22 protein-coding genes are annotated in these 20,980 nt (G+C 71.6%); 7 read left to right on the forward strand and 15 right to left on the reverse strand.

Annotated elements, in window-relative coordinates; translation table 11 throughout:
* Positions 1-23 precede the first annotated feature (23 nt).
* Positions 24-290, reverse strand: a complete 267-nt coding sequence (locus CUC05_RS14650; protein WP_108666868.1) for a putative acetyltransferase — start codon at positions 288-290, stop codon at positions 24-26.
* The gene (locus tag CUC05_RS14655; RefSeq protein ID WP_108666869.1) at positions 287-928 is read right to left on the reverse strand and encodes an alpha/beta hydrolase; all 642 of its coding nucleotides are present in this window, start codon (positions 926-928) and stop codon (positions 287-289) included. The genes CUC05_RS14650 and CUC05_RS14655 overlap by 4 nt, the downstream gene beginning before the upstream one ends.
* A 96-nt stretch (positions 929-1,024) precedes the next feature.
* On the opposite strand from CUC05_RS14655, the gene fdxA reads away from it, so the two are divergent.
* Positions 1,025-1,345, forward strand: coding sequence for a ferredoxin (gene fdxA, locus CUC05_RS14660; protein ID WP_108666870.1), 321 nt, complete (start codon positions 1,025-1,027; stop codon positions 1,343-1,345).
* Positions 1,346-2,255: 910 nt separating this feature from the next.
* On the opposite strand, the gene CUC05_RS14670 is transcribed toward fdxA, so the two are convergent.
* Together CUC05_RS14670 and CUC05_RS14675 are read right to left on the reverse strand one after the other, a co-directional pair.
* A complete protein-coding gene (locus CUC05_RS14670) occupies positions 2,256-3,017 on the reverse strand; it encodes an SIR2 family NAD-dependent protein deacylase (RefSeq protein ID WP_108666872.1) in 762 nt (253 codons plus the stop codon).
* A 37-nt stretch (positions 3,018-3,054) separates the two neighbouring features.
* Entirely contained in the window at positions 3,055-3,696 is a 642-nt protein-coding gene (locus CUC05_RS14675) for an adenylate/guanylate cyclase domain-containing protein (protein WP_108666873.1), read from the reverse strand.
* A 358-nt stretch (positions 3,697-4,054) separates the two neighbouring features.
* On the opposite strand from CUC05_RS14675, the gene CUC05_RS14680 reads away from it, so the two are divergent.
* Positions 4,055-4,990 (forward strand): hypothetical protein, encoded by a 936-nt coding sequence (locus CUC05_RS14680; RefSeq protein ID WP_108666874.1) that lies wholly within the window; start codon positions 4,055-4,057, stop codon positions 4,988-4,990.
* 95 nt (positions 4,991-5,085) lie between these two features.
* Here CUC05_RS14680 and CUC05_RS14685 read toward each other — a convergent pair whose 3' ends face one another.
* From CUC05_RS14685 to CUC05_RS24745, 4 genes are all read right to left on the reverse strand, one after another.
* Positions 5,086-5,646: a DUF3105 domain-containing protein gene (locus tag CUC05_RS14685; RefSeq protein ID WP_157965586.1), complete on the reverse strand. Its 561-nt coding sequence runs from the start codon at positions 5,644-5,646 to the stop codon at positions 5,086-5,088.
* 70 nt (positions 5,647-5,716) lie between these two features.
* Positions 5,717-6,196, reverse strand: a complete 480-nt coding sequence (locus tag CUC05_RS14690; RefSeq protein ID WP_108666876.1) for a hypothetical protein — start codon at positions 6,194-6,196, stop codon at positions 5,717-5,719.
* A 15-nt stretch (positions 6,197-6,211) separates the two neighbouring features.
* Positions 6,212-6,766 (reverse strand): sigma-70 family RNA polymerase sigma factor, encoded by a 555-nt coding sequence (locus CUC05_RS14695; RefSeq protein ID WP_108666877.1) that lies wholly within the window; start codon positions 6,764-6,766, stop codon positions 6,212-6,214.
* 81 nt (positions 6,767-6,847) lie between these two features.
* Positions 6,848-7,336 carry a PaaI family thioesterase gene (locus CUC05_RS24745; protein WP_157965587.1) on the reverse strand — a complete coding sequence of 163 codons (489 nt, stop codon included), beginning with the start codon at positions 7,334-7,336 and terminating at the stop codon, positions 6,848-6,850.
* A 91-nt stretch (positions 7,337-7,427) separates the two neighbouring features.
* On the opposite strand from CUC05_RS24745, the gene CUC05_RS24750 reads away from it, so the two are divergent.
* Positions 7,428-8,288 carry a hypothetical protein gene (locus CUC05_RS24750; RefSeq protein ID WP_157965588.1) on the forward strand — a complete coding sequence of 287 codons (861 nt, stop codon included), beginning with the start codon at positions 7,428-7,430 and terminating at the stop codon, positions 8,286-8,288.
* Here the strand turns inward: CUC05_RS24750 and CUC05_RS14705 are convergent.
* Genes CUC05_RS14705 through CUC05_RS14720 form a run of 4 tightly spaced genes read right to left on the reverse strand, consistent with a single transcriptional unit; the run spans position 8,274 to position 12,430 of the window.
* Entirely contained in the window at positions 8,274-9,089 is an 816-nt protein-coding gene (locus CUC05_RS14705; RefSeq protein WP_157965589.1) for a carbohydrate ABC transporter permease, read from the reverse strand. The genes CUC05_RS24750 and CUC05_RS14705 overlap by 15 nt on opposite strands.
* A 49-nt stretch (positions 9,090-9,138) precedes the next feature.
* Positions 9,139-10,215, reverse strand: a complete 1,077-nt coding sequence (locus CUC05_RS14710) for an ABC transporter ATP-binding protein (protein ID WP_240606264.1) — start codon at positions 10,213-10,215, stop codon at positions 9,139-9,141.
* A 2-nt stretch (positions 10,216-10,217) separates the two neighbouring features.
* Positions 10,218-11,576, reverse strand: coding sequence for an ABC transporter substrate-binding protein (locus CUC05_RS14715; protein WP_240606267.1), 1,359 nt, complete (start codon positions 11,574-11,576; stop codon positions 10,218-10,220).
* 5 nt (positions 11,577-11,581) lie between these two features.
* Entirely contained in the window at positions 11,582-12,430 is an 849-nt protein-coding gene (locus CUC05_RS14720) for a carbohydrate ABC transporter permease (RefSeq protein ID WP_108666881.1), read from the reverse strand.
* A gap of 42 nt (positions 12,431-12,472) precedes the next feature.
* Here CUC05_RS14720 and CUC05_RS14725 point away from each other — a divergent pair, with 42 nt between their 5' ends.
* Positions 12,473-13,576, forward strand: a complete 1,104-nt coding sequence (locus tag CUC05_RS14725) for an alkaline phosphatase family protein (protein ID WP_157965590.1) — start codon at positions 12,473-12,475, stop codon at positions 13,574-13,576.
* A 316-nt stretch (positions 13,577-13,892) separates the two neighbouring features.
* Here CUC05_RS14725 and CUC05_RS14730 read toward each other — a convergent pair whose 3' ends face one another.
* Genes CUC05_RS14730 through CUC05_RS14740 form a run of 3 tightly spaced genes read right to left on the reverse strand, consistent with a single transcriptional unit; the run spans position 13,893 to position 17,776 of the window.
* Positions 13,893-16,565: a cell wall-binding repeat-containing protein gene (locus CUC05_RS14730; protein ID WP_157965591.1), complete on the reverse strand. Its 2,673-nt coding sequence runs from the start codon at positions 16,563-16,565 to the stop codon at positions 13,893-13,895.
* Positions 16,566-16,625: 60 nt separating this feature from the next.
* Positions 16,626-17,480 carry a formate dehydrogenase accessory sulfurtransferase FdhD gene (locus tag CUC05_RS14735; RefSeq protein WP_108666884.1) on the reverse strand — a complete coding sequence of 285 codons (855 nt, stop codon included), beginning with the start codon at positions 17,478-17,480 and terminating at the stop codon, positions 16,626-16,628.
* Positions 17,480-17,776, reverse strand: a complete 297-nt coding sequence (locus CUC05_RS14740; RefSeq protein ID WP_108666885.1) for a DUF6457 domain-containing protein — start codon at positions 17,774-17,776, stop codon at positions 17,480-17,482. Before CUC05_RS14740 ends, CUC05_RS14735 begins: the two co-directional genes overlap by 1 nt.
* Before the next feature lie 58 nt (positions 17,777-17,834).
* On the opposite strand from CUC05_RS14740, the gene CUC05_RS14745 reads away from it, so the two are divergent.
* The 3 genes from CUC05_RS14745 to CUC05_RS14755 all read left to right on the forward strand — a co-directional run bounded on the left by CUC05_RS14745 (position 17,835) and on the right by CUC05_RS14755 (position 20,846).
* The gene (locus CUC05_RS14745; protein ID WP_108666886.1) at positions 17,835-18,737 is read left to right on the forward strand and encodes a haloalkane dehalogenase; all 903 of its coding nucleotides are present in this window, start codon (positions 17,835-17,837) and stop codon (positions 18,735-18,737) included.
* Between the two features lie 538 nt (positions 18,738-19,275).
* On the forward strand, positions 19,276-19,461 hold the full coding sequence (locus CUC05_RS14750) for a hypothetical protein (RefSeq protein WP_108666887.1): 186 nt from the start codon (positions 19,276-19,278) through the stop codon (positions 19,459-19,461).
* Between the two features lie 266 nt (positions 19,462-19,727).
* Positions 19,728-20,846: a hypothetical protein gene (locus CUC05_RS14755; protein ID WP_157965592.1), complete on the forward strand. Its 1,119-nt coding sequence runs from the start codon at positions 19,728-19,730 to the stop codon at positions 20,844-20,846.
* Positions 20,847-20,980: the final 134 nt, after the last annotated feature.

Genomic DNA, 20,980 nt, shown 5'->3' on the forward strand with positions numbered 1-20,980 from the left:
GCGCAAACCGGAGCGAACGGAATTCAGTACGAATTCCTTCGATCTCGCCGGGGAGGGGCCGGAGGCACCGTCTTCCCGGCCACCAGCGTCTGCTCGTCGACGGTGACGAGGTGCCCGTCCCGATGTCGGATGGACAGCCAGCCGTCCTCCCATGCCTCGAGCTCGCCGAGGGCATCGGTGAGGGCCGGTTCGCCCGGACCGCGTTCCGCCGCGCCGTCACGCCAGTACCGCACGCTCACGCGCTGGCCGACGTCGGCCGGGGTGATCCGCACGACGTAGCGGGCCCTCATCGGTCGGACGTCCCGGGAAGCGCGTGCAGGACGGCCGCGGCGACGTCCTGGTCACGATCGAAGAAGAAGTGGTCGGTATCCGGCAGCACGGTGACCTCGTCGGGACGGAGGATGTGGAGGGTGTCGGGCGGGAAGAACTGGTCGTGCTCGCCGACCACGACGTGGCGTTTCGGCGGCAGCACGTCCGGCACGAGGGGGCCGAGCAGCGGGGCGTCGTCGAGGGTACGGGTCGGTGGCGCGATGCCCACCCACGTGTCGACCGACGAGCCCAAGCGGAGGGTGATCATGGCGCCGAACGACCAGCCGACCGCCGCCAGCGGGACTCCCGGGTGGGCGGCTCGAAGGTGGGCGATCCCGGCCTCGGCATCGAGGTGTTCGAGGACGCCGCCGGTCTGCGTGCCCTGCGACCCCTCGACGCCGCGGAAGTTCAGGCGGAGGGTCGCCCAGCCGGCTTCCGACAGCGCTGCGGCGATCGTGGGAAGCAGCCAGACGTCCATGTGGCCGCCGAACGCCGGGTGGGGGTGGCACAGCAGCGCCGCACCGACCGGTGGCGTGTCGGGCCGTCGGTGACGGGCCTGCAGGGACACCCCGTCGGCGGTGACGAGGGTGGCTTCGGCTGTCGGGTTGCGTGGGTGCACGGGTCCTCAGGGTAGAGTGTTGGCCGACGCGCCCGACCGGGCCCACCGTGCACCGCACGATGACCAACACGCGACCCCAACCAGGAGGCCAAACACGTGACCTACACGATCTGCGAGCCCTGCATCGACGTGAAGGACAAGGCCTGCATCGAGGAATGCCCCGTGGACTGCATCTACGAGGGTGACCGGATGCTCTACATCCACCCCGATGAGTGCGTGGACTGCGGTGCCTGCGAGCCCGCATGCCCCGTCGAGGCCATCTTCTACGAGGACGACGTCCCGGACGAGTGGAAGGAATTCACTCCCTGGAACGCCGAGTACTTCGAGGACGGCGTCTCCGGCGTCGGTTCCCCCGGCGGTGCCGCCAAGGTCGGCGCCTCCGGCGTCGACCACCCGAAGGTCGCCGCCTGGGAGTAACTCCCACGCAGAACCCACGAACCCCGCGTCCCACGACGCGGGGTTCGACTCTTTGCATGGCCTCGCTGCGCTCGGACGGTCCTCGGGCTCGTGACCGACGATCCGCTCCGCCGATTTCGCCCCTCACGAGCTCGTGGCTGCGAGTCCTGCTCACGGAGCGTCGGCGCCCTGCGGCGGTCGGTGGTGGTGGGTTCGGTCGCGGAGGTCGGTTCGGTCGCGGTGGTCGGTTCGGTCGCGGTGGTCGGTTCGGTCGCGGTGGTCGGGCTGGCGTGTGGCTTGGGCGTCTCTGAGGGTGGTCGATCGCACCCGGGGTGGGGCCTCGTGCGCGATGCACGCCCTCCAGCGGCGGGGATAGCCCACGGCGGCCGAGGGTGGGTGTCATTCCCTCCACCTGGGGATGTCCAACGCACACACCAGCTGTGTGCGGGGCTCGCCGAGGCGCTCACCCGCCGCCGTACGGCGTGGCGTTCGGCCGCCCGGCGTGGCGTCCGGCCGCCCGTGGTCGGGATGGCGTGTGGCCTGGGCGCCGCTGAGGGTGGCCGGTCCCACCCGCGGTGAGGCCGCGTGTGCGATGCACGCCTTCCAGCGGCGTGGATGCCAAACACCGGCCGAGGGCGTGCGCGATGGACAGCCCCCACCGAGGGGAATCGCACACACCGTTCGTGTGCGGGGCCCTCCGAGGTCCACACGCACCGCCGCAGGGCGCCGACGACTCCGTGGTGGCTCCCGCAGTGCCCCGATGCGAAGCGAGGGGTCGAGGAAGCCGCCGCGGATCGTCGGTTACGAGCCCGAGGACCGTCCGAACGGAGTGAGGACCAACGAACAACGCGAGGACCAGCAACAACGCGAGGACCAACCAACAACGCAAGGACCGACAGCGAGCCGGAGCCGCCACCGGCAGAACAACCGCTTACCCCAGGACGTCGCCGGCGCTGCCGTGGACGACGACGTCGGCCAGGTGGTCGAGGGGGGTGGGTTCGCGGTTGACGATGGCGAGGGGGAGGCCGCGGTCGACCGCATCCACCGGCATGCCGGCGACGGGGTGGACCTGGAGGGAGGATCCGACGACCAGCATCGCGTCGGCCCTGGCCATCAGCTCGGCGGCGGCGTCCATGGACGTGGTGTCCATGGCCTGGCCGAAGCTGATCGTGGCCGACTTGACCAGCCCACCGCAGGTGGGGCAGGCAGGGTCGGGATCACCCTCGTCGATGCGCTGGAACGCCCACGTCGTGTCGGCGCTGAACCCGCACCCGTCGGGGGTGCCCCAGCGGGGCCGTCGACCGATGCAGCCCACCGTCCTGGCCGTGCCGTGGATCTCCACCACGGTCTGCGAGCCGGCTTCCTGGTGGAGCCCGTCGATGTTCTGGGTGATCACCCCGACGCTGCGCCCCTCGGCCTCCATCGCAGCGATGGCCAGGTGCCCCCGGTTCGGTCGTGCCCCGGCGGCGAAGAACTCCCGTCGCATCGCCCAGGACATGGCGCGGACCTCGGCGGACTCGACGTACCGGTCGAACGTCATCTGCCGCGGGTCGTAACGCGTCCACACCCCGCCGGGTGAGCGGAAGTCGGGGATGCCCGACTCCGTGGAGATGCCCGCGCCCGTCAGGACCAGGAGGCGTTCGGCGCGGCGCAGGAAGTCCGCGAGGGTGGCGTCAGCAGGCGGGTCGACCATGCACGAGGTCTACCCGATCAGCGGACCGACCCACAGCTCAGGCGATCAGGGGTTGCTCGCAGGGCGAGCTCGCTGCCCCGACCAGGAGGCGGAAGACCCGTGGGCGTTCGGGCACGCCCTTGGCCACGAGTCGGCCGGCCTCGACGGCACGGAGGGGGTCCGACAGCACCACGGAGTCGTGGAGCGCACCGGTGATCAACGCCTCGCCGCCCGAGGCGTGCTCGGCGACGCGGGCGGCCACGTTGACGTGGTAGCCGATGAGGTCGTCTCCCCGGCTGCGGACGACGCCGCGGTGTGCCCCGACGCGCAGGCGCAGGGGGTGGGGGGTCTCGGCCAGCCGGCAGGCGAACGCGCCGGGCAGCGCAGCGGCGACGAGGACGCCGTCGCCGGGGTCGTCGGCAGCGATCATGACCCCGTCGCCGAGGCGCTTGACCACCCTCGCTCCGGTGGGTGCGACCGCAGCCTCGACCGCGGCGTCGAGCTGGTCGAGAACGGCAGCAGCCGCGTCGTCGCCCTCGCGGGCCACGACGTCGGAGAACCCTTCGATGTCGGCGAAGACGATGGTGGCGTCCACGGACACGTCGGTCGGGTCGATGGGGTTGGTGTCGTCGGCGAACATGTCCGCGAGGTGGCGCAGCGCATGTTCGGAGACTTTCCGGATGCCGATGAGATCTCTCATGCGGGCCTCCTTCCTGCAGGCGGGCAGCGGTGGTCCGAGTTCGTATTAGCTGATGGCAAGCGAACCGCTGTTTCTTGCAAGCATGGTACCCGGGGGCCGCAACGGTCACCCCCTGTACGGTTAACGGTGCGTGAAGTTCTACGCACTCAACGGCGGTTGACGTTGCCCTGAGTGGTATCCGACAGGGAAGTCCTACAGGGGCCCATCGGACGTGCCGACATGTGAGGGAGTTGGTGGATTCCCCCCGCCGTGTACCGGTAGTCTTCGGAAACGAGCGTCGTTTCCCGGTCGCCGGTGCCATCACCGACGAACTCCCGGAGGAGCGACGATGGCCGAACGTTTGAAGGTACTTCTCCATATGCACGATCTGACGGGCGCCGGAGAGCGTCGAACGACTCTGCTGCTGGCGTTGCTGGTCGCCGGCATCCTGCTGCTGCCGCTGTCGCCCTCCGCTGCACAGATCGCCCGCCCCGGTGACCCGGCGGATGCCTCGACCGAGGCCGCTCCGACCCCCACGCCGACCCCGACGCCGACGGCCACCCCCACTCCCACGCCGACCACCGCTCCGCCGCCGCTCGCCGAGGACGACGGCGAGCCCACGTTGGCTGACATGCTCGAGGACTTCGAGGAGCAGCTCGCCGATGGCGAGGGTGACGACCCCGCGCGCCCGGCCGAACCCGGGACCGGTGGTGGATCCGGTGAGGTCGAGGCCGAGGGTGGTGACGCCCAGGAGGTCGTCGAGGCGCCGCAGGCGCCCCAGCCCGCCGAGGGCGAGGTCGCTGCCGAGGGGGAGGGTGTGCCCGCCGATGCCCCTGTGGAGGGTGAGGAGGCTGCAGCGGAGGACGCCGGTGTCGCACCCCCGCCGATCGAGACCTACGGCGTCAGCGTGGTGCCGTCCCTCGGCACCGCCGCGCGTCCGCTGACCGACCCCGTCTCCGGTGAACCGCTGGTCCTCGCCCCCATGGTGGCCGGCCAGCAGATCGTCCCCGGCACGACCGATGTCGCCGTTTCCGCTGAGGACGCGTCGATCCTTCGGGTGGCCGCGGAACCGGTACGCAACGTGGCGGCGGCGAGCCTGAGCGTCGTCCAGCCGTCCTGGTACGCCACCACCCTCGCGCTGCTGGTCCTGCTCGGCGCCGCCAGCTACGGCGCGGTGCTCCGTCGTCGTGGCGAGGAGGTGCCCGAGGCGATCGCCTTCACGGGCGCCGTCCGTCCGGGTGACCGCCGGCCGTCCGCGGCGCGCTCCGTGCGGCCGGTCGACATGCAGCGTTCGGTTCGGTCCGTCAGGCCCTGACCCACGCGTTCGATCACACATCACGGGCGGCCCGAACGGGCCGCCTGTGCGCTGTCCGGAGGCTTCGCGTCGGTCGCCTGACCGGACGGGTCGGATCAGCCGTGGAGCTCGATGGGCTGCGCGTAGGTGGTGACGAACGCCTCGATGGCGCTTGTGTCCACGGCGGTGCAGCGCTGCAGGGCACCCCATGACGCCAGCGCCACCTCCCCGTCGGACAGCTCGGCGTAGGGCGTGAGGACCACGCGGTCGGCCCAGCGCGACTCGACGGTGTCGACCAGCTCGTCCCGCACGGACTCCTCCAGCGGGCCGTGTGTGATGACGACCCCGCCTGCCTCGAGCGTGGCGACCTGCTGCGGCTCGGACAGGCCCGGTGGTGACTCGTGGATTCCGATGGGAGGGGCGCCGGAGGTGTGCCAGCCGCTGCTCGGCGGTGTCGAGCTGTAGTCGACCGGCGGCTCGGCGTCGCCGATCAGGTGGCTGCCGAACTGCACCGGCGGGAACTCCACCTCGCTGCAGCTGGCCGTGGCCGACGGGGCGCCCGTCGGGGTGGGGTCGCCACCGCACGAGACGGCGAGGACGGCGAGCACGGCGGCCGCAGCAGCCGACGCCCGAGGGGCCGGCCGACGCGTGGGGGAGGGGCAACGGTTCGGACGCACCACTCGACCGTAACGCCAACGACCGACCCCGCTCGAAACCGGGTCGGCCGTGGCTGCGGACGGTGGAGCGTCAGGCACGCCGGTGGCGCCGGGCCGGCGCCATCCAGCCACCCAGGGCCAACGCCGCGGCACCGGCCAGGACCGGCAGGTGCGAGAGCTCGGCGACGCCGTTCTCCACGGCCGTCCTGGTGTCGCTGGCGGTGGGCAGGACCAGCAACACCGCCGCCGCCATCGCCACCGGCACCATGCCCCTGGCGTACCGCTCGGGCCGCCGGGCCGCGATGAGGAACCCGATGGACAGGGCGGTGTGCAGCACCGCGACGTCCTGGGAGGTGTGGGCCGAGCCGCCGAGGATCACCGGCACCTCCAGCAGCAGGCCGATGGCGCCCGCCAGCAGCAGCACGATCCGTGCGCCGGTCCACGCGTGCTGGCGACCCCGGGCTCGGAAGGCGGTCACCGCGGCGTCGGTGACGGCGGGGGGCGCCTCACCGAGCTGGGAGCGATAGGCACGGCTGATCTCCTCCAGCCTCGTGTCATCCATGGCGGTCACGTCCTCTCCTGTGGGTCATCGTTCGGGGGTGTGGTCGGCTTCCGCGGCGGCGATGGCCTCGGCGAGTCGCTCGCGGGCGCGGAAGACGCGGGATCGGATGGTGCCGACCGCCACACCCGCGACGTCCGCGGCCTCCTCGTAGGGCAGGCCGATCACCTGGGTCAGCACGAACGCCTGCCGGTGGTCGTCGGCCAGCTGGTTGATCAGCTCCGTCACCTCGATCGTCCCGGTGTGCTGCGGTGCCGCGACGACCGGTTCGACGGCCACGTCGGCGATGCGCCGCCGGCGCTGCTCTCCGCGGATGAGGTCGGCCACGGCCCGGCGGGCGAGGACCAGCACGAAGACCCGCACGGGGGCGTCGCCACGCCACTTGGGGATGGCCCGAACACAACGCAGGAAGGTGTCCTGCGCGGCGTCGAAGGCCTGTTCCCGGTCACGGAGGAGGGCGTAGCAGTACCGCCACACGTCGTCCCGGAGGAGGCGACACAGGTCGTCGAACGCATCGGCATCGCCGGTGCGGGCACGTGCGGCAAGCGCGTCAGCCGCTGCATCGAACTCCTCCCTGCTCATGTGGTGATCACCCCAGGGGTCGCAGGTCGGAGGGCCGGAGTTCCCCGGGGGACACGATCCGTCGGATCGTGGTCGTGACGGTCATCCCCAGCCCTCGGGAAGGCGGTCGGCGTCGACGTGGTATCGGGAGGTGCGGTAGGCGAGGGCGAGGTAGCTGATCAGGACCGTCCCCTCCTCGTCGGTGACCTGAAGGCGATAGGTGGCGGTGCGGCCGCCACGGGACACCTCCCAGCCGTCGGCGCGGGCGAGCCGGCCGAGGGCGAGCGGCCGGTGGTAGTGGCAGGTGGTCTCCAGCGCCACGGCGAGGCGTCCCCACGAGTTGCAGGCGACCTCGAACGCCGCGTCGGCGAGCGTGAAGGCCGCCCCCCCGTGCACGCTGCCGGCGAGGTTGCCGGTCGCGGCCGTCGGCGTCATCGACAGCTGCGCCCATCCCGGGCCCCAGCGGTCGAGGGAGATGCCCATCGTGGCGTACATCGGCGTGGCCACGAACAGCTCGTGCAGGTCTTCGCGGACGGCAGCCATGTCCTCGGGGAACGTGGGGCGTGACTCGATCGGTGGTGGTGTGTCCATTGTGCAGCGAGACCATAGTCGCCGGTCGCCTCGGTCCGTGGTCGGGGGTCGCTGGAGCTCGGGTGCACGAGGACACGAGAAGATGGGTGGCGTGCACATGCCAGAGGCGGAGCTTCGCGCGTTCCTCCGGGTCTTCCTGCCCGAGGAACGAGTCGAACCTGCCCTGGACTCCATCGCCCTGATGGGGCTGGAGATCGAGGCGACCGATCCGCTCGAGCTGTTCGTGCTGGCCCACATGGAGGTCGAGCCGGACCCGCGGGTCACGCTGGAGTCCGAAGCGGTCGTGCTGGTGGAGGAGGTGGGGCTCGACGCGGTCGACGTGTCGGCGATCCTCGGCATCGAGGAGTCGGCCGTCATCGAGGCCGTCGACCGTGCGTGGGCCGACCACGGCAACCCCGAGGCATCGGTGGACGCCGACGCCGAGGTCGTCCCCGACGCTGCGCCCGACGTCGATGTCGAGCCCGAGGTCGACGCTGCGCCCGAGGTCGATGTCGAGCCCGAGGTCGACGCTGCGCCCGAGGTCGACGTCGAGCCCGAGTCGATGGACCGGACCGTCGAGCTGCCGGGCCTGCCGCTGCAGACCGTCGAGTCCTCGGCGTCGGCCCCCGACATCGAGGCCGTCGAGGGCGACGCACCCCCAGTGCTGGTGGCGCCCCGGCGTCGCCCCTGGGGGGCCATCATCGGCACGGTCGCGGCCGTCGTCACGATCGGCGGACTGGGCCTGGTCGCCACCTCCGAGGCCGGCCAGCAGATCCTCGCCATGCAGGGCATCGACCCGTTCGTCTTCGTGGCCGTCATCTTCGGGCTGGTGTTCGGCGGCATCGCCTTCGTGCGAGCGGGCAGCACCCCGCCACCGGTCGACCAGCCCGTGGGGCCGGACCCCGACGGATCCGACACCGCTGCGGCTCGCGACGAGGTTCCCCACGAGCCGGCAGGGTCACCGACGAAGTAGCTGCCAGCGGCGGGCCAGCAGGACCATGACGCCCACCAGCACGGTGCTCAGCGCCATCAGCGCGATCGTGAGCAGCGCCGCGTAGCCGAAGCCGGAGAACTCGAAGGCCTGGTCGTAGATGTAGACCGGCAGGTAGCGGGTGGCGTTGCCCGGACCGCCGTCGGTCAGCAGGTACGCGGGTACGAAGTTGACCTGCAACGTCAGGATCACGTCACGCACGGCCAGCAGGACCAGCACGGGGGCGAGGAGTGGCAACGTGATGCGTCGCAGCTGGCCGAACGGGCCGTAGCCCTCCAGCGCCGCCGCGTCGTACAGCGACGGCGGGATGCGCCGGCGCATCGCCAGGACGACGACGAACGCCTCGCCGATGGGGAACAGCAGCATCACCACGACCGCCCATCGCGCCCCCCAGGGAGTGGCCAACCACACCGGCTCGGGCAGGCCGAACGCCCCCAGGACCTGGTTGACGGGGCCGTAGAGCGGGTTGAACGCCCACAGCGCGAGCAGGGCCATGGCCATGTCGGGCATCACCGTCGGGACGTACACCGCCACGCGGTACCACCGCGCCCCTCGCCGTTGGCCGGCCAGCAGCAGTCCGAGGGTCACCGCCACCAGCAGGCGCAGCGGCACGGCAAGCCCGACGTGGATCAACGATGCGCGGATGGAGGCGGGCAGGAACGGGTCGGCCTGCATCCGGGAGACGTTGGCCAGCCCGGTGAACGACGGCTCGTTCAGGCCGGTGGCGTTGGTGAAGGCGTAGGCGAACGTCAACCCCGCGGGCACGAGGACCAGCAGCACCACCCCAAGGGCGTAGGGGGCCAGGTACGGCCGTGCTCCCGACCTCAGTGGATCACCCGCGCGCACCGGGTCCCCCCTCGACCGTCGACAGGCGCTGACCGTCGGCGTCGAACCGGTGGATGCGCCCGCCGGGTGCCAGCGCGAGCGTCACCGCAGGCTCCTGCGGCAACGGCTCCCGGACGCCGCGGCGGACGTGCACGATGCCGTGCTCGGTCTCGACGAGGACCACGACCTCGCTGCCCAGGTCCTCCACCTGCAGCACGCGGCCGGCCAGCTGCCCCTCCTCGGCGAACACGAGGTCCTCGGGTCGCACCCCCACGGTGTCGGTGTCGGCTGGGGTCGTGCCCGCCAGCGCCACCGAGCCGGGCAGCAGGTTCATGGGGGGCATGCCGAGGAAGGACGCCACGAAGGTGGTCGCCGGCTCGTCGTAGACCTCACGGGGGGTGCCGACCTGCTCCAGGCGGCCGTCGCGCAGCACCGCGATGCGGTCGCCCATCGTCATCGCCTCGGTCTGGTCGTGGGTGACGTGGACCATGGTGATCCCCAACCGGCGCTGCAGGGCGACGATCCGGGTCCGGGCGTCCAGGCGCAGGCGGGCGTCGAGGTTGGACAGGGGTTCGTCCAGCAGGAACACCGCCGGCTTGCGGACCAGGGCACGGGCCAGGGCGACCCGTTGCTGCTGGCCGCCCGACAGCTCCGACGGACGCCGGTCGAGTAGGTCCCGGAGGTCCAGCTGCTCGGCGACGTCGGCCAGCACCGTGCGCTGCTCGGCCTCGGGCAGGCGACGCAACGACGCCCCGAACAGGACGTTGTCGGCGACGGTCATGTGCGGGAACAACGCAAGGTCCTGGAAGACCATGGCGACGTCCCGCTCGTGCGCCGCGACCGCGGTGACGTCGGCACCGTCGATGTGGACCGATCCCGCGTCGAGCGGTTCGATGCCGGCCAGGGCCCGCAGGGCGGTGGACTTCCCCGACCCCGACGGCCCCACCAGCACCAGCAGCTCGCCCGGTGGGCCCTCGAGCGTCAGGCCGTCGAGGGCGACGACGTCTGGGCGGCCACGACGCCCGGGATGCACCCGGCGCACGTCGTGCCACGCCACCCCCGCGTGCCGACCCTCGACCGCCACGATCAGCTGCCGTCCAGCGCGAACGTCGCCTCGGCGGTGCTGATCATGTCGGTGATCCCCTGCTCGCGGTCGATGCGCCCGTAGAAGGCGTCGGTGAGGACCGAGTCGACCTGGTTCTGCATCTGCGACCACGTGCCGGTGTGTGGCAGGGACCGGATCGTCGGGATGACGTCGACGAACACGTGCGAGCTGGCCGGCGGCTCGTCGGGCTCGAGGAAGACCGGGGAGGACGCCACGTCCAGGCGCGAGGGGACCGTCCGGCCGCTCTCGGCGAGGATCTCCTGCCCGGTGGCGGTCATGGCGTGCTCGATGAACCGCCAGGAGGCCTCGGTGTTGCCGTCGGCGCTCATGCAGTAGGCGTCGCCGTGCAGGATCGTGGCCGGGGTACCACCGGGGGCGGTCGGCATCGGGCCGACGTCCCAGGTGAAGTCGGTGATGCCCTCCCGCAGCGACGGGACGGACTTGCGGCTGTTCAGGTACATGCCGAGCTGGCCGGCGACGAACCGCTCCTCGGACTCCAGGGACTGCTCCTCGGCGTCCGGCGGGGCGACCCCGTGCACGAGCTGCAGGTCGAGGAAGAAGTCCAGCGCCTCGCGGGCCGGTCCCTCGTCGAGCGTCAGCGTCGTGGGGGCGAGCTGGTCATCGACCACGTCGCCGCCGTTGGACCACACGAACGGGGCGATGCGCTGCAGGGACGGCTCCACGCCGACGCCGTAGCGCCCCTCCTCCGCGTCGGTCAGGGCCTGTGCGGCGGCCAGGAAGTCGTCCCACGTCCACCCCTCCGCGGGGTGCTCGAGGCCTGCCGCGTCGAAGGCGTCGACGTTGTAGTAGACCTCGAGGGAGGAGATGTTCTGCGGCATGCACGTCAGCGTCTCGCCGTCGAAGCGGAACGCCTCCAGCGGCGGCTCGGCGAACTCCTCGACGCTGATGACGTCGCTGTCGTCGAGGAAGGGCTGCACGTCGGCGAGCACGCCCTGCGACGCGAACTGCCCGTACTTCAGGTAGTTGACGAGGAACACGTCCGGCGGTGCGCCACCGGCGAAGGACGTCGTCAGGTTGGCCAGCAGGTCGTCCTGCTTGGCGACCGGGTTCAGCGTCACGGTGACGTCGGGGTTGGCGGACTCGAAGGAGTCGACAAGCGCCTGGTACCCGGCGATCTCGGCCGGCCCCCCGAAGAGGGTGACCTCGATGTCGACGGCCTCGCCGTCGACCGGGTCGGTGTCCGCCGAGGTGTCGCCACCGGCGTCGGTCGCGGTGTCGGTCGCCGTGTCGTCGCTGCCGGCGTCGGTGCCCGAGCAGGCCGTGGCGAGGATCGCCATGGTGAGGAGAAGCGCGAGGAGGCCGATCGACCGGCGCAGCATCGAGGTCACGTGGAGGTCCCCTTTCTCAGGGTGTCGAGGGGGTTGTCGTCGAACAGTCGGTGGGCCAGCAGGAAGACCGCGACGCTGGGAAGGCTGAACACGACCGCACCGGCCATGAGGAGCGGGAACTCCGTCGGCCGCAGCAGCTTGAGGGTGTCCAGGCCCAGCGGAAGTGTGTAGTTCTCCTGCCCGCGCAGGTACAGCAGGGCGTCCACGAAGTTCCCCCAGTGGAACGTGAACGCCAGTATGGCCACGGCGAGGGTCGCGGTGCGAACCTGCGGCATCGCGATGCGTCGCCAGATGGTCCACGTCGATGCACCCTCGAGCCGGGCCGCATGCAGCTGGGAGTCGCTGATGCCGTGGAACGCCCATGCGTAGACGAGGACGAGGAACGGCGACGTGCCGAGCAGGGCCGGGGCGATCAGCGGCAGGATCGAGCCGATCAGGTCGAACCAGGCGTAGACGCGGAACCGGGTGGCCCACAGGGCGCTCGCGGGGACCAGCATGACCAGCAGGCTCGCCAGCACCGCCAGCCGCTTGGCCCGGTCCTGGAGCAGCCGGATCCCGAAACCGGCCCACGAGGCGACCAGCACGGTGAGCGGGACCGCGACCAGCGCCACGACGACGGAGTTGCGCAGGTAGGTGGTGACGGGAAGCAGGTCGGTGAGCAGGCCGTAGGCACGGAGGGTGGCGCCGGGCGGCACGAACTCCACACCGCCCGGCGGCGGGGCGCCGAGGGGTCGCAGGCTGCCCATGACCATCGCGATCAGGGGGACGACGAACAGCCCGGCCAGCAGACCGGGCAGCAGATAACGCAGGGCGAAGGCTCCCGGTCCGGTCCGTCTCGACTGCATGTGCGCCTGTCAGTGTAGGTCCAGCCCGTAGGCTTGGTCGCCGTGCCCCAACGCCCCACCCCCGTTCGACCCGCCTACGACGGCGCCTGGATCGGCGGCATCGTCCCCGGCCTGCAGTCGCCGACCCCGCCCGAGTGGCTGCCGGACGTCGCCGCCGCGGCCAGCCGCGTCGTCGTGCTGGTGCTCGACGGGCTGGGCTGGACCATGCTGCGCGACCATGCGGATCGGATGCCGACCCTGGCCGGCATGGACGGTGGCCACATCACCTGCGCTGCGCCGTCCACCACGGCTGCCGGCCTGCCCTCGATCACGACGGGCCTGACGCCTGCCGAGCACGGTTTGCTCGGCTACCGAATCGGCCTGGACGCGGGTGTGCTCAACGTGCTGGCGTGGCGGCTGGACACGGGCAAGCGTGGCCCCGAACCCGACACGATCCAGCCCCACCCCTCCTTCGGCGGTCGCACCGTCCCCGTGGTCGTGAAGGCCGAGTTCGAGGGGTCCGGCTTCACCGGTGCGCACCTGCCCGGCAACTCAATGCGTGGCTGGCAGACCCCGGCGGTGCTGCGCGAGCAGGTTCGCACGGCCCTGGCCGAGGACGCCCGCGTCGTCTACGCCTACTACGACGGCATCGACAAGGTCGCCCATCCCCACGGCCTGCACGGCCCCTTCTTCACCGCCGAGCTCGGTGACACCGACCGGCTGGTCGGCGAGCTGCTGGACATCATCCCCCGCGACGGTGCCCTCGTCGTCACCGCCGACCACGGCCACGTCGAGGTCGGCCCAGACGAGATCAGGGAGGTCGACGTCGACAGCCGCTTGATCCGGCGGCTGGCCGGGGAGAGCCGGTTCCGGTCGGTCTACGCGCGGACCAACAAGCAGAAAGCGCTGTACGAGGCGTGCATGGAGGCCCACGGCGAGGAGTCCTGGGTGTTCACCCGCGAGGAGCTCTTCGACGACGGCTGGCTGGGCGTGGGCGGCCCGGTCCACCACCACCGGCGGGTCGGCGACGTCGTCCTTGCCCCCTTCGCCGACATCGGGTTCGCCGACCCGGCCACCCCCCGCGAGAACAACATGGCCTCACGTCACGGCAGCCTGACCGAACGCGAGATGCTGGTCCCCCTCCTCGCCGCCCCCGGCCGCGCCTGACCCCCGCCGACCCCGGCCGACCCCGTCCGACCCCGGCCGTCTCGGCCGTCTCGCCGGGCCCTTCGGCGCGATCGGGGCCTGCGTCGTCCAGGGACGATGACCGGCACGATCCGCTCGGCCGCCCCTCACCCCGATCGGCGCGATCGGGGCCTGCGTCGTCCGGGGACGATGACCGGCACGATCCGCTCGGCCGCCCCTCACCCCGATCGGCGCGATCGGGGCCTGCGTGGTCCAGGGACGATGACCGGCACGATCGCGCCGATCCGCGGGCAGGGGAGGAGGGGAGGCCCTCCCTACGACACGCCTGCGGCTCTTCTCACCCCACGCCTGCGGCGTTGGCCAGCTGGGCGCCCACGTCCTCCGACACCGCGGCCGTGCCGCCGGCGATCCGCAGCCGGCTGACGTCGGTCTCGCGGAGGAACGACTCGGTCGGGGCGCCGACGGTGTCGCGAGGGGTCAGCAGGAGCACGCCGCCACGGGCGATCGCCGCCGGTCCTGCGGCCAGGGCGTCGGGGAAGGCGTCGCCGCTGGCGACCAGCGTCACGTCCTCCCGGGCCCCGGCAGCCACGGCGGCCCGCGCAGCCAGCACGGCGGTCTCGACGTGATCGGCCCCCGCGAGCTCCTCGACGCGGTCCACGTGGGCACGCAGCCCGTCGAGCAGGGACGGCTGCACGATTCCCCGGCCACCGACGACGGTCACCGACTCCGCCGCGAGGTCGGCCAGCGCCCGGGCCGTCGGGTCCGGCACGACGTCGGCGCCGGCCAGCAGCAGGGGCCGTCGGGCGTGGCCGGCCAGCGATGCCGCCGCCAGCGCATCCTCGAACCGGCTGCCGAGCGCCACGAGCGGCGGGCCCACCGACTCACCCCTGGAGGTCCACTCCCGTGCCGCACGCACGGCGATCTCGGCGGCGGTGGCGAACCGGTCGGGCCCTGCCTCGCGCTCGACGGTCCCGACGACGCCACGCAGCTGCTGCTCGACCGCCGTCGACTGCGCCGCCGTCCCACCCAGCAGGATCACGTGCTGCACGCCGAGCCGTCGCAGCTCGTCGGCCACGCGATCGTCCAGGCGGTCGGCGGGGTTCAGCAGCACCGGGCCGTCGACGGCGGTGGCCAGCGGCGCGGCGGCCAGCGCGTCGGGGAACGCGTCGGCTCGGGCGATCACGGCCGTGGACGCCCCCGCGGGGAACGCGTCGGTCGCCAGCTCGATCGCCGTGGCGATGCGGTCGGCTCCGGCCAGCCGCAGCCCCGAGGGTTCACCGACGGAGGAGAAGTCGGACTCCAGCACCTGGACCGGCCCCGTGGCGTAGGTCCGGGACGTCGCCACGCCGCCGGGTGAGGTGGCCTCGGCGTGCACCCAGTACTCGCCGGCCGGCAGCCCGCGGGTGTTCCAGGTGAACGTGTTGACCCCCGCCGACGTCGTGATGCCCGTCGCGATCCGCTGGCCGTTGAACCCCCGGTCGTTGGAGTCGGCGTACAGCGCGATCGTCGTCCCGGGCTGGTGGGCGTCGTCGATCCAGGTGATGTCGAAGCTGCCGTGCGCCTCGTCGTCGGCGGCCAGGCGGATCTCGTCGATATGCCAGCGCTTGGGTCCGATGTCCTCGTTGACGTCCCAGCGCAGCTCGTGGGTCGTGCCGCCGGTGCCCCATCCGGGCTGGCCGAGGTCCTCCTCCATGATCGCGCTGGGCGGGTCGCTTCCCATGACCACGGTGTAGGTGTCGGTGTCGGTGTAGGTCACGACCTCCGCGGACTGCTGCCAGACGTGGCTGCCGTCCTGTCGCCACGAGATGCGACCGTGGGCCCCACCACCCGGGTCCCAGCTCAGGTCGAACGGTCCGTCGTAGCTCATCGTGACCGTGAATCGGTGGTAGCGGTGGGCCTGCAGGTCGGTACCCGGCCCCGAGAGGAGGATCCACGGGTCGCGCGGGTTGATGCCGCCCATGTCGTTGGTGCCGTGCATCATCCCGCCGGTGAAGGACACGTCGGTGATGTTGTCCATCGCCAGCACGTCGCTGCCGTCGGAGAAGTCCCACGGGTTGCCCAGCACCGCCGTCGCGAAGTCCTCGCCGCCGGTGACGTCGGGGTCGAGGATGCGGATCCGTGGCGCCGCCTCGATGACCAGGGGAGAGGAGTACGCCGACGTCGTCGATCCGTTGCGGGCCAGGAAGCGGTAGGTGCCGGCGGGGTGGGCGGCCACGTCGAACTGGCCGCTGCCGCTCAGCCCGTCGGTGGTGGCGACGACGCCCCACCCGGGGTTGTCGGCGGTGTTGTTGGTCGGGTCGCTGTCGGCGTCCCACAGCAGCTCGCCGGTGCCGGTCAGGGAGGGGTTTGAGAAGGTGACGCGGGCCGGTTCGGCGGTGCCGTGCAGGCGCATCCAGTCGATCTCGTAGGACACCGTCTGCGAGGCACCGATGGCCAGTCGCAGCGCCTGGATGTCGCCGGCCCACGGCTGGCCCTCACCCTGCCGGAGGTCCACGGTGACCGTCTGCCAGCCGGTGCTGGTCATGAGGAACCCGGCGGTGCCCTCGCACCCGGCGTCGATGTCGGGACAGGTCTGCCACGTCACCTGGCCGGCGGTCGTGATGGGCGTGTTGATGCGCATCGAGAGGTGGGTGTACCGGGTGGGGTCGACCGGGTTGACGGGACCGTCGCGGCCGACCCGGATGGCGCCGGGGAAGTTCGCCCAGATCGGATGGACGTGGCCGGTGCCCTCGAAGGTCATGCGCAGGCGGCCGTCGCCGACGGTCACCGACGAGGCGCCCTGCACGGGACCGGGGTCGGTCGGCAGGTCCTCGCGGTTGTCGTAGTCCCACGGGTCGCCGAACCGCTCGGTGGCGTAGTCGGGCGCCTCGCCGCGCAGCAGCTGGCCGGTGACCGACGGCGCACCGAACCCCTGTGCGCGGGCGCTCGTCGGCACCGCGACCGACCCGGCGCATGCCAGGAGGATCGCGATCACCGTGGACAGGACTGCTCGAGGGTGGGTGCTCGCCATCCTCGGACGGATCGGCGGGCCGCGACGCGATCTGCAGACTACTTGGCGTACACGAAATGACTAGTCGTGAATACGGTGGGTAGCGGTGTAGGTGGTGAAGTCGCCGTCCCTGGCGAAGCCGACCAGGGTCAGCCCCACCTCCTCGGCAAGCTCGACCGCGAGCGTCGTCGGGGCCGACACGGCCACGACCATCGGGATGCCGGCGACCGCGGCCTTGGCCACGATCTCGAAGGCGACGCGGCCCGAGGTGAACAGGATCGTCCCGGCCAGCGGCAGCCGGCCGGCGGTCGCGGCCCATCCGACGACCTTGTCCACGGCGTTGTGGCGTCCCACGTCCTCGCGGAGCGCCAGCAACGAGCCGTCCGCGGCGAACGAAGCCGCCGCATGCATGCCGCCTGTGGCCTCGAACCCCGGCTGCGCGGCCCGGGCTGCCGGGGGGATGCCAGCGATCACGTCGGCGTCCACGGTCAGCGGGTCCTCGGCCACCGATCCCGCCCGCTCGCGGAGGTCGGCGACGACATCGGCGCCGCAGACGCCGCAGGCGGAGGTCACCACCGTCTGCCGACGACGGACAACCGCCACACCCCCGCCGTCTCGGGTGGCGACGTTCACCACGTTGAAGTCGCCGCTGTAGGGGCCCGCCAGGTCCGCGGCGGTGGGTGCGGCGACGACCTCGCCGGCGTCCACGCCGCAGTAGCTCATGCCGCCCACACGGTCGGGTGACACCCCGCCGTCGGTTATGGCGAAGCCCAGCGCGAGGTCGAAGTCGTGTCCGGGGGTTCGCATGGTCGTGGCGACGACGTCGCCGTCGACCCGGATCTCCAGCGGCTCCTCGACCGCGAGGCTGGCCCGTCCGCCGATGCTGGCCCCGTCGCGGAACCGGCGGACCTTCCTGCGTCGTGTGGCGCCGGCCATCAGGCCGTGGAGGCGGCGTCGGCGGCAGCGGTGCCGCCCTCGTCCGGGTCGGCCCCGTCGGCCATCGTGGCCTCCAGCGCCGTGATCGCGGCCCTGACACGCGCCGTCCGTTCATCGGCGGAGTCCTCGGCAGAGAGGGTCAGCGCCAGCGCCCACGCGGTCAGCGGGGCGTAGCGCCGTTCGCTGCCGTGGGCCACCACCCTGGTCAGGTCGAGCACCGCGGTGCGTTCCTCGGCGGTGATCTCGGGGGTCCCGAGGAGGGCGGCGAGCTGGGCGAAGAACGCGTCGTCGGACATGGCCCCAAGCCTGACAGCACCCGCCCCCGCTGTCACGAGCGTCCTCTACGCTGCCGACATGCCGATCACCGCCGAGATGCCGTACCGCAAGCGGACCGTGGACGTCGAGGGCGTCGCCATGGCCACCGTCGACGAGGGGGAGGGGTCGGCCGTCGTGTTCCTGCACGGCAACCCGACGTCGAGCTACCTGTGGCGCAACGTCATGCCGCACGTCGCGGACCTCGGCCGGATCGTCGCGCCGGACCTGGTCGGCATGGGCGACTCGGCCCGGCTGCCGGACTCCGGCCCGGATCGCTACACCTTCGTCGAGCACCGTCGGTACCTCGACGGCCTGCTGGACGCGCTGGACCTGGGTGACCGGATCACGCTGGTCATCCACGACTGGGGCAGCGCGCTGGGCTTCGACTGGGCCCGCCGCCACCCCGAGCGGGTCGAGGGCATCTGCTACACCGAGGCCATCTGCGGTCCGGTGTCCTTCGACGACTGGCCCGAGGCGGCGCAGCGGGTGTTCGGCGGTATGCGCAGCGAGGCGGGGGAGGAGATGGTGCTGGACAAGAACGTCTTCGTCGAGCGCATCCTCCCCTCCTCGATCATGCGTGACCTGACGGAGGAGGAGATGGCGGCCTACCGTGCCCCGTTTGCCGACCCGGGCGAGGCGCGCCGGCCGACGCTGACGTGGCCCCGGCAGATCCCCTTCGACGGCGAGCCGGCTGACACCGCGGAGATCATCGACGCCTACGCCACGTGGCTGCCGACCACCGACGACCTGCCGAAGCTGTACCTCCACGCCGAGCCGGGATTCCTGTCCCAGGTCTACGCCGACCGCTGTCGCACGTGGCCCAACCAGGTCGAGTCGACGATCAGCGGCATCCACTTCGTGCAGGAGGACTCGCCGGACGAGATCGGCGCGGCGCTGCGGGACTGGGTGCTCGACATACGTGCAGGTCAGATGCCTGCTTGAGGCTGCGCAATGCCGTCGGCCAACTGTCCCTGGCAGTGAATGACTGCAGAGTTGACTGCATCCGCCGGTTCACTCTCCGTCTCGGCGACTCCAGTCCACGGTCCTCCCGTCGCGTAGCCACTTTGGCGCGTCCAGGGCCAGGGTTGCGTACGTGCCGCTGTCGCGGACTTGTCCCCAGCCTCTTGTGCGGCTCTGGGGGGCCGCGGACGCCCGCGTACGGTTGGCGTCCCGTCTTGGCCGCCGATGACTGCGACGGACTATCGGCCGACACGGAAGGTGGTACCGACGACCGTTTGGATCGGCGCTGAGCCGTCCGGCGGGTGACCGCCAGGCGGTTGATCCAGTCGGTCAGATTCCTGTGGTTGGGGTGCCGCGGGAGCTGCCGGGGTCGGCCCCGGGGATGGGTTGTCGTAGTCGCGACGTACCTTCTTGTCGTCCGGGGCGGCCATGCGATCGCCTTGGCAGGCAAGACGTTATTAACGACGACGATAGGAAGTGCCTCATGCGTTCAAGACGTCAACCCAAGAGGGATCGGGAGATGACCTTCCAGCTTGCGGTCGGATGCGGCCTGGCCCTGCTCGGCGCCGCCGCCGGCCTCGGCTTCTGGGCCGTCGTGCTCTGGCTCGCAGCGCGACTCATCGGCGTCCCGGCCACCTCTGCCCAGATCATCGGAGTAGCGCTGGTGGTCTCGGCGACCACCACGACCTGGGTGGCACGGCGATGAGCGCAGTACCGCGTCGCCCTACCCGCCCACTACCGCAGATCCTCGTGTGCCTCCGCCATCTGCAGAACCAGGTGGACGATCGCGCCTACCGCCGCCCCGCAGGCGTGGCGCTCGGTCATTCCGGCCACTGGAACACCTGGGGTTGGCGCCACCCGAGGCCACGCGACCAGATCGGGGCCGAGGACGGCCGCTGACATGGCGCAGGGGATCATACGGCGGCGGCCTGGTGCTGCCGGCCTGCCCGCCGCAAGAGGAAGGAGTAGAAGGTGAAACGTCAATCAGGACTGACTGTCGTCCACGAACCCCGGTTCAGCGGGATCGACTGGACCGTGGACGTCCTCATCCGGGGCGGGCACCAACCCGTCCTCGGCGCGGGCTCACGGTCGTGGACACCGAGGCACGGGGGCGTCCCACTGGAGACTCAGGCGCACCTCGCACTTGTTGGCCTCCTCCGGGCACTCCCGGCCGCCGACGTCGCCCAAGCCATCAACTCCGTGATGGGGTTCCCGGCGCTGTTCCTCGACGCCGGGACCACACACGGCGGGCGATGGCGGGGCGCAGTGGGGTTGGAGCTGAAGCGGCCTGGATACCCCGAGGGGCCCCTGTTGGAACAGGTGAGGCGCCAGATGGCGGATCGGGACCAGCATGCCCCCAACGCCTCGCTGCTGTGGTTGGGGGGCCAGGATCCCCCATCGGCTCTCCTCGACCTCGCCGACCAGCGCTTCCGTGCAACGAGCCTTGCGGACCTCACCGACGTCCTGGTCTCAGTCGGCAATGTCGACGGAGAGACACGCGAACTGGCGCGACGTGCCGTCCGTCTCCTCGGCATCCCTATAGGTACGGACGTGCCGTCGAGTCGGGGGGCGAGTCGCCGCCGTCACGTGGACATCCTTGCGCGGCACCATCGGCTCGCGTCGCCCGTCCCCCTGTTTGGCGGTCGACGCCTCGTTTCCTCCTCGAACGGCTTGGCCGACCTCGACATCTGGGTCAACCGGCGGGCGGCCGTGGACCATCTACGGGGGAGCGTCCCCTTGCTCGAGGGCCGTGAGCGACTGCATGTCATCGCCGATGTGCTCGCGGGCGCCCACATCGCGGGCCTCCTTCGCCGACCACCGCCGCCTCCGGCAGGTCCCCCCACGCTCCTCACAGGTGTCCGACTCCCCGACGGCCGCGATCTGTGGCTCCTGACGGAGCGCACGGTCCGTGAACTGTGTCGCCGGGCCGGGATGGCCACGTCAGCGGGACGCGTGCCGGTCGAGGTCTGGACCGAGCGGCCCGCTTCCCGTCAACGGGTGTTTGCCGCCGGGGAGGTCGTTGGGCACGTCGAGGACAAGCTCACTCGCGATGAGTTGTTGGACGTGCTGGCCCCGGCGGCTCCCGCGTAGGCGTGAACGCGTTGCGCGGGTGGAATCTGCGCGGGGCCAAGCTGGCCGCATGTCGATGCTGGTGGGTCCGAGCGAGGCACGGACCGGTCCTATCGCGTTGCCATCTTCACGCGGGCTGGAGTCATGGCTGGTCA

It is taken from the genome of Euzebya rosea, assembly GCF_003073135.1.
Taxonomy (GTDB): Bacteria; Actinomycetota; Nitriliruptoria; order Euzebyales; family Euzebyaceae; genus Euzebya; species Euzebya rosea.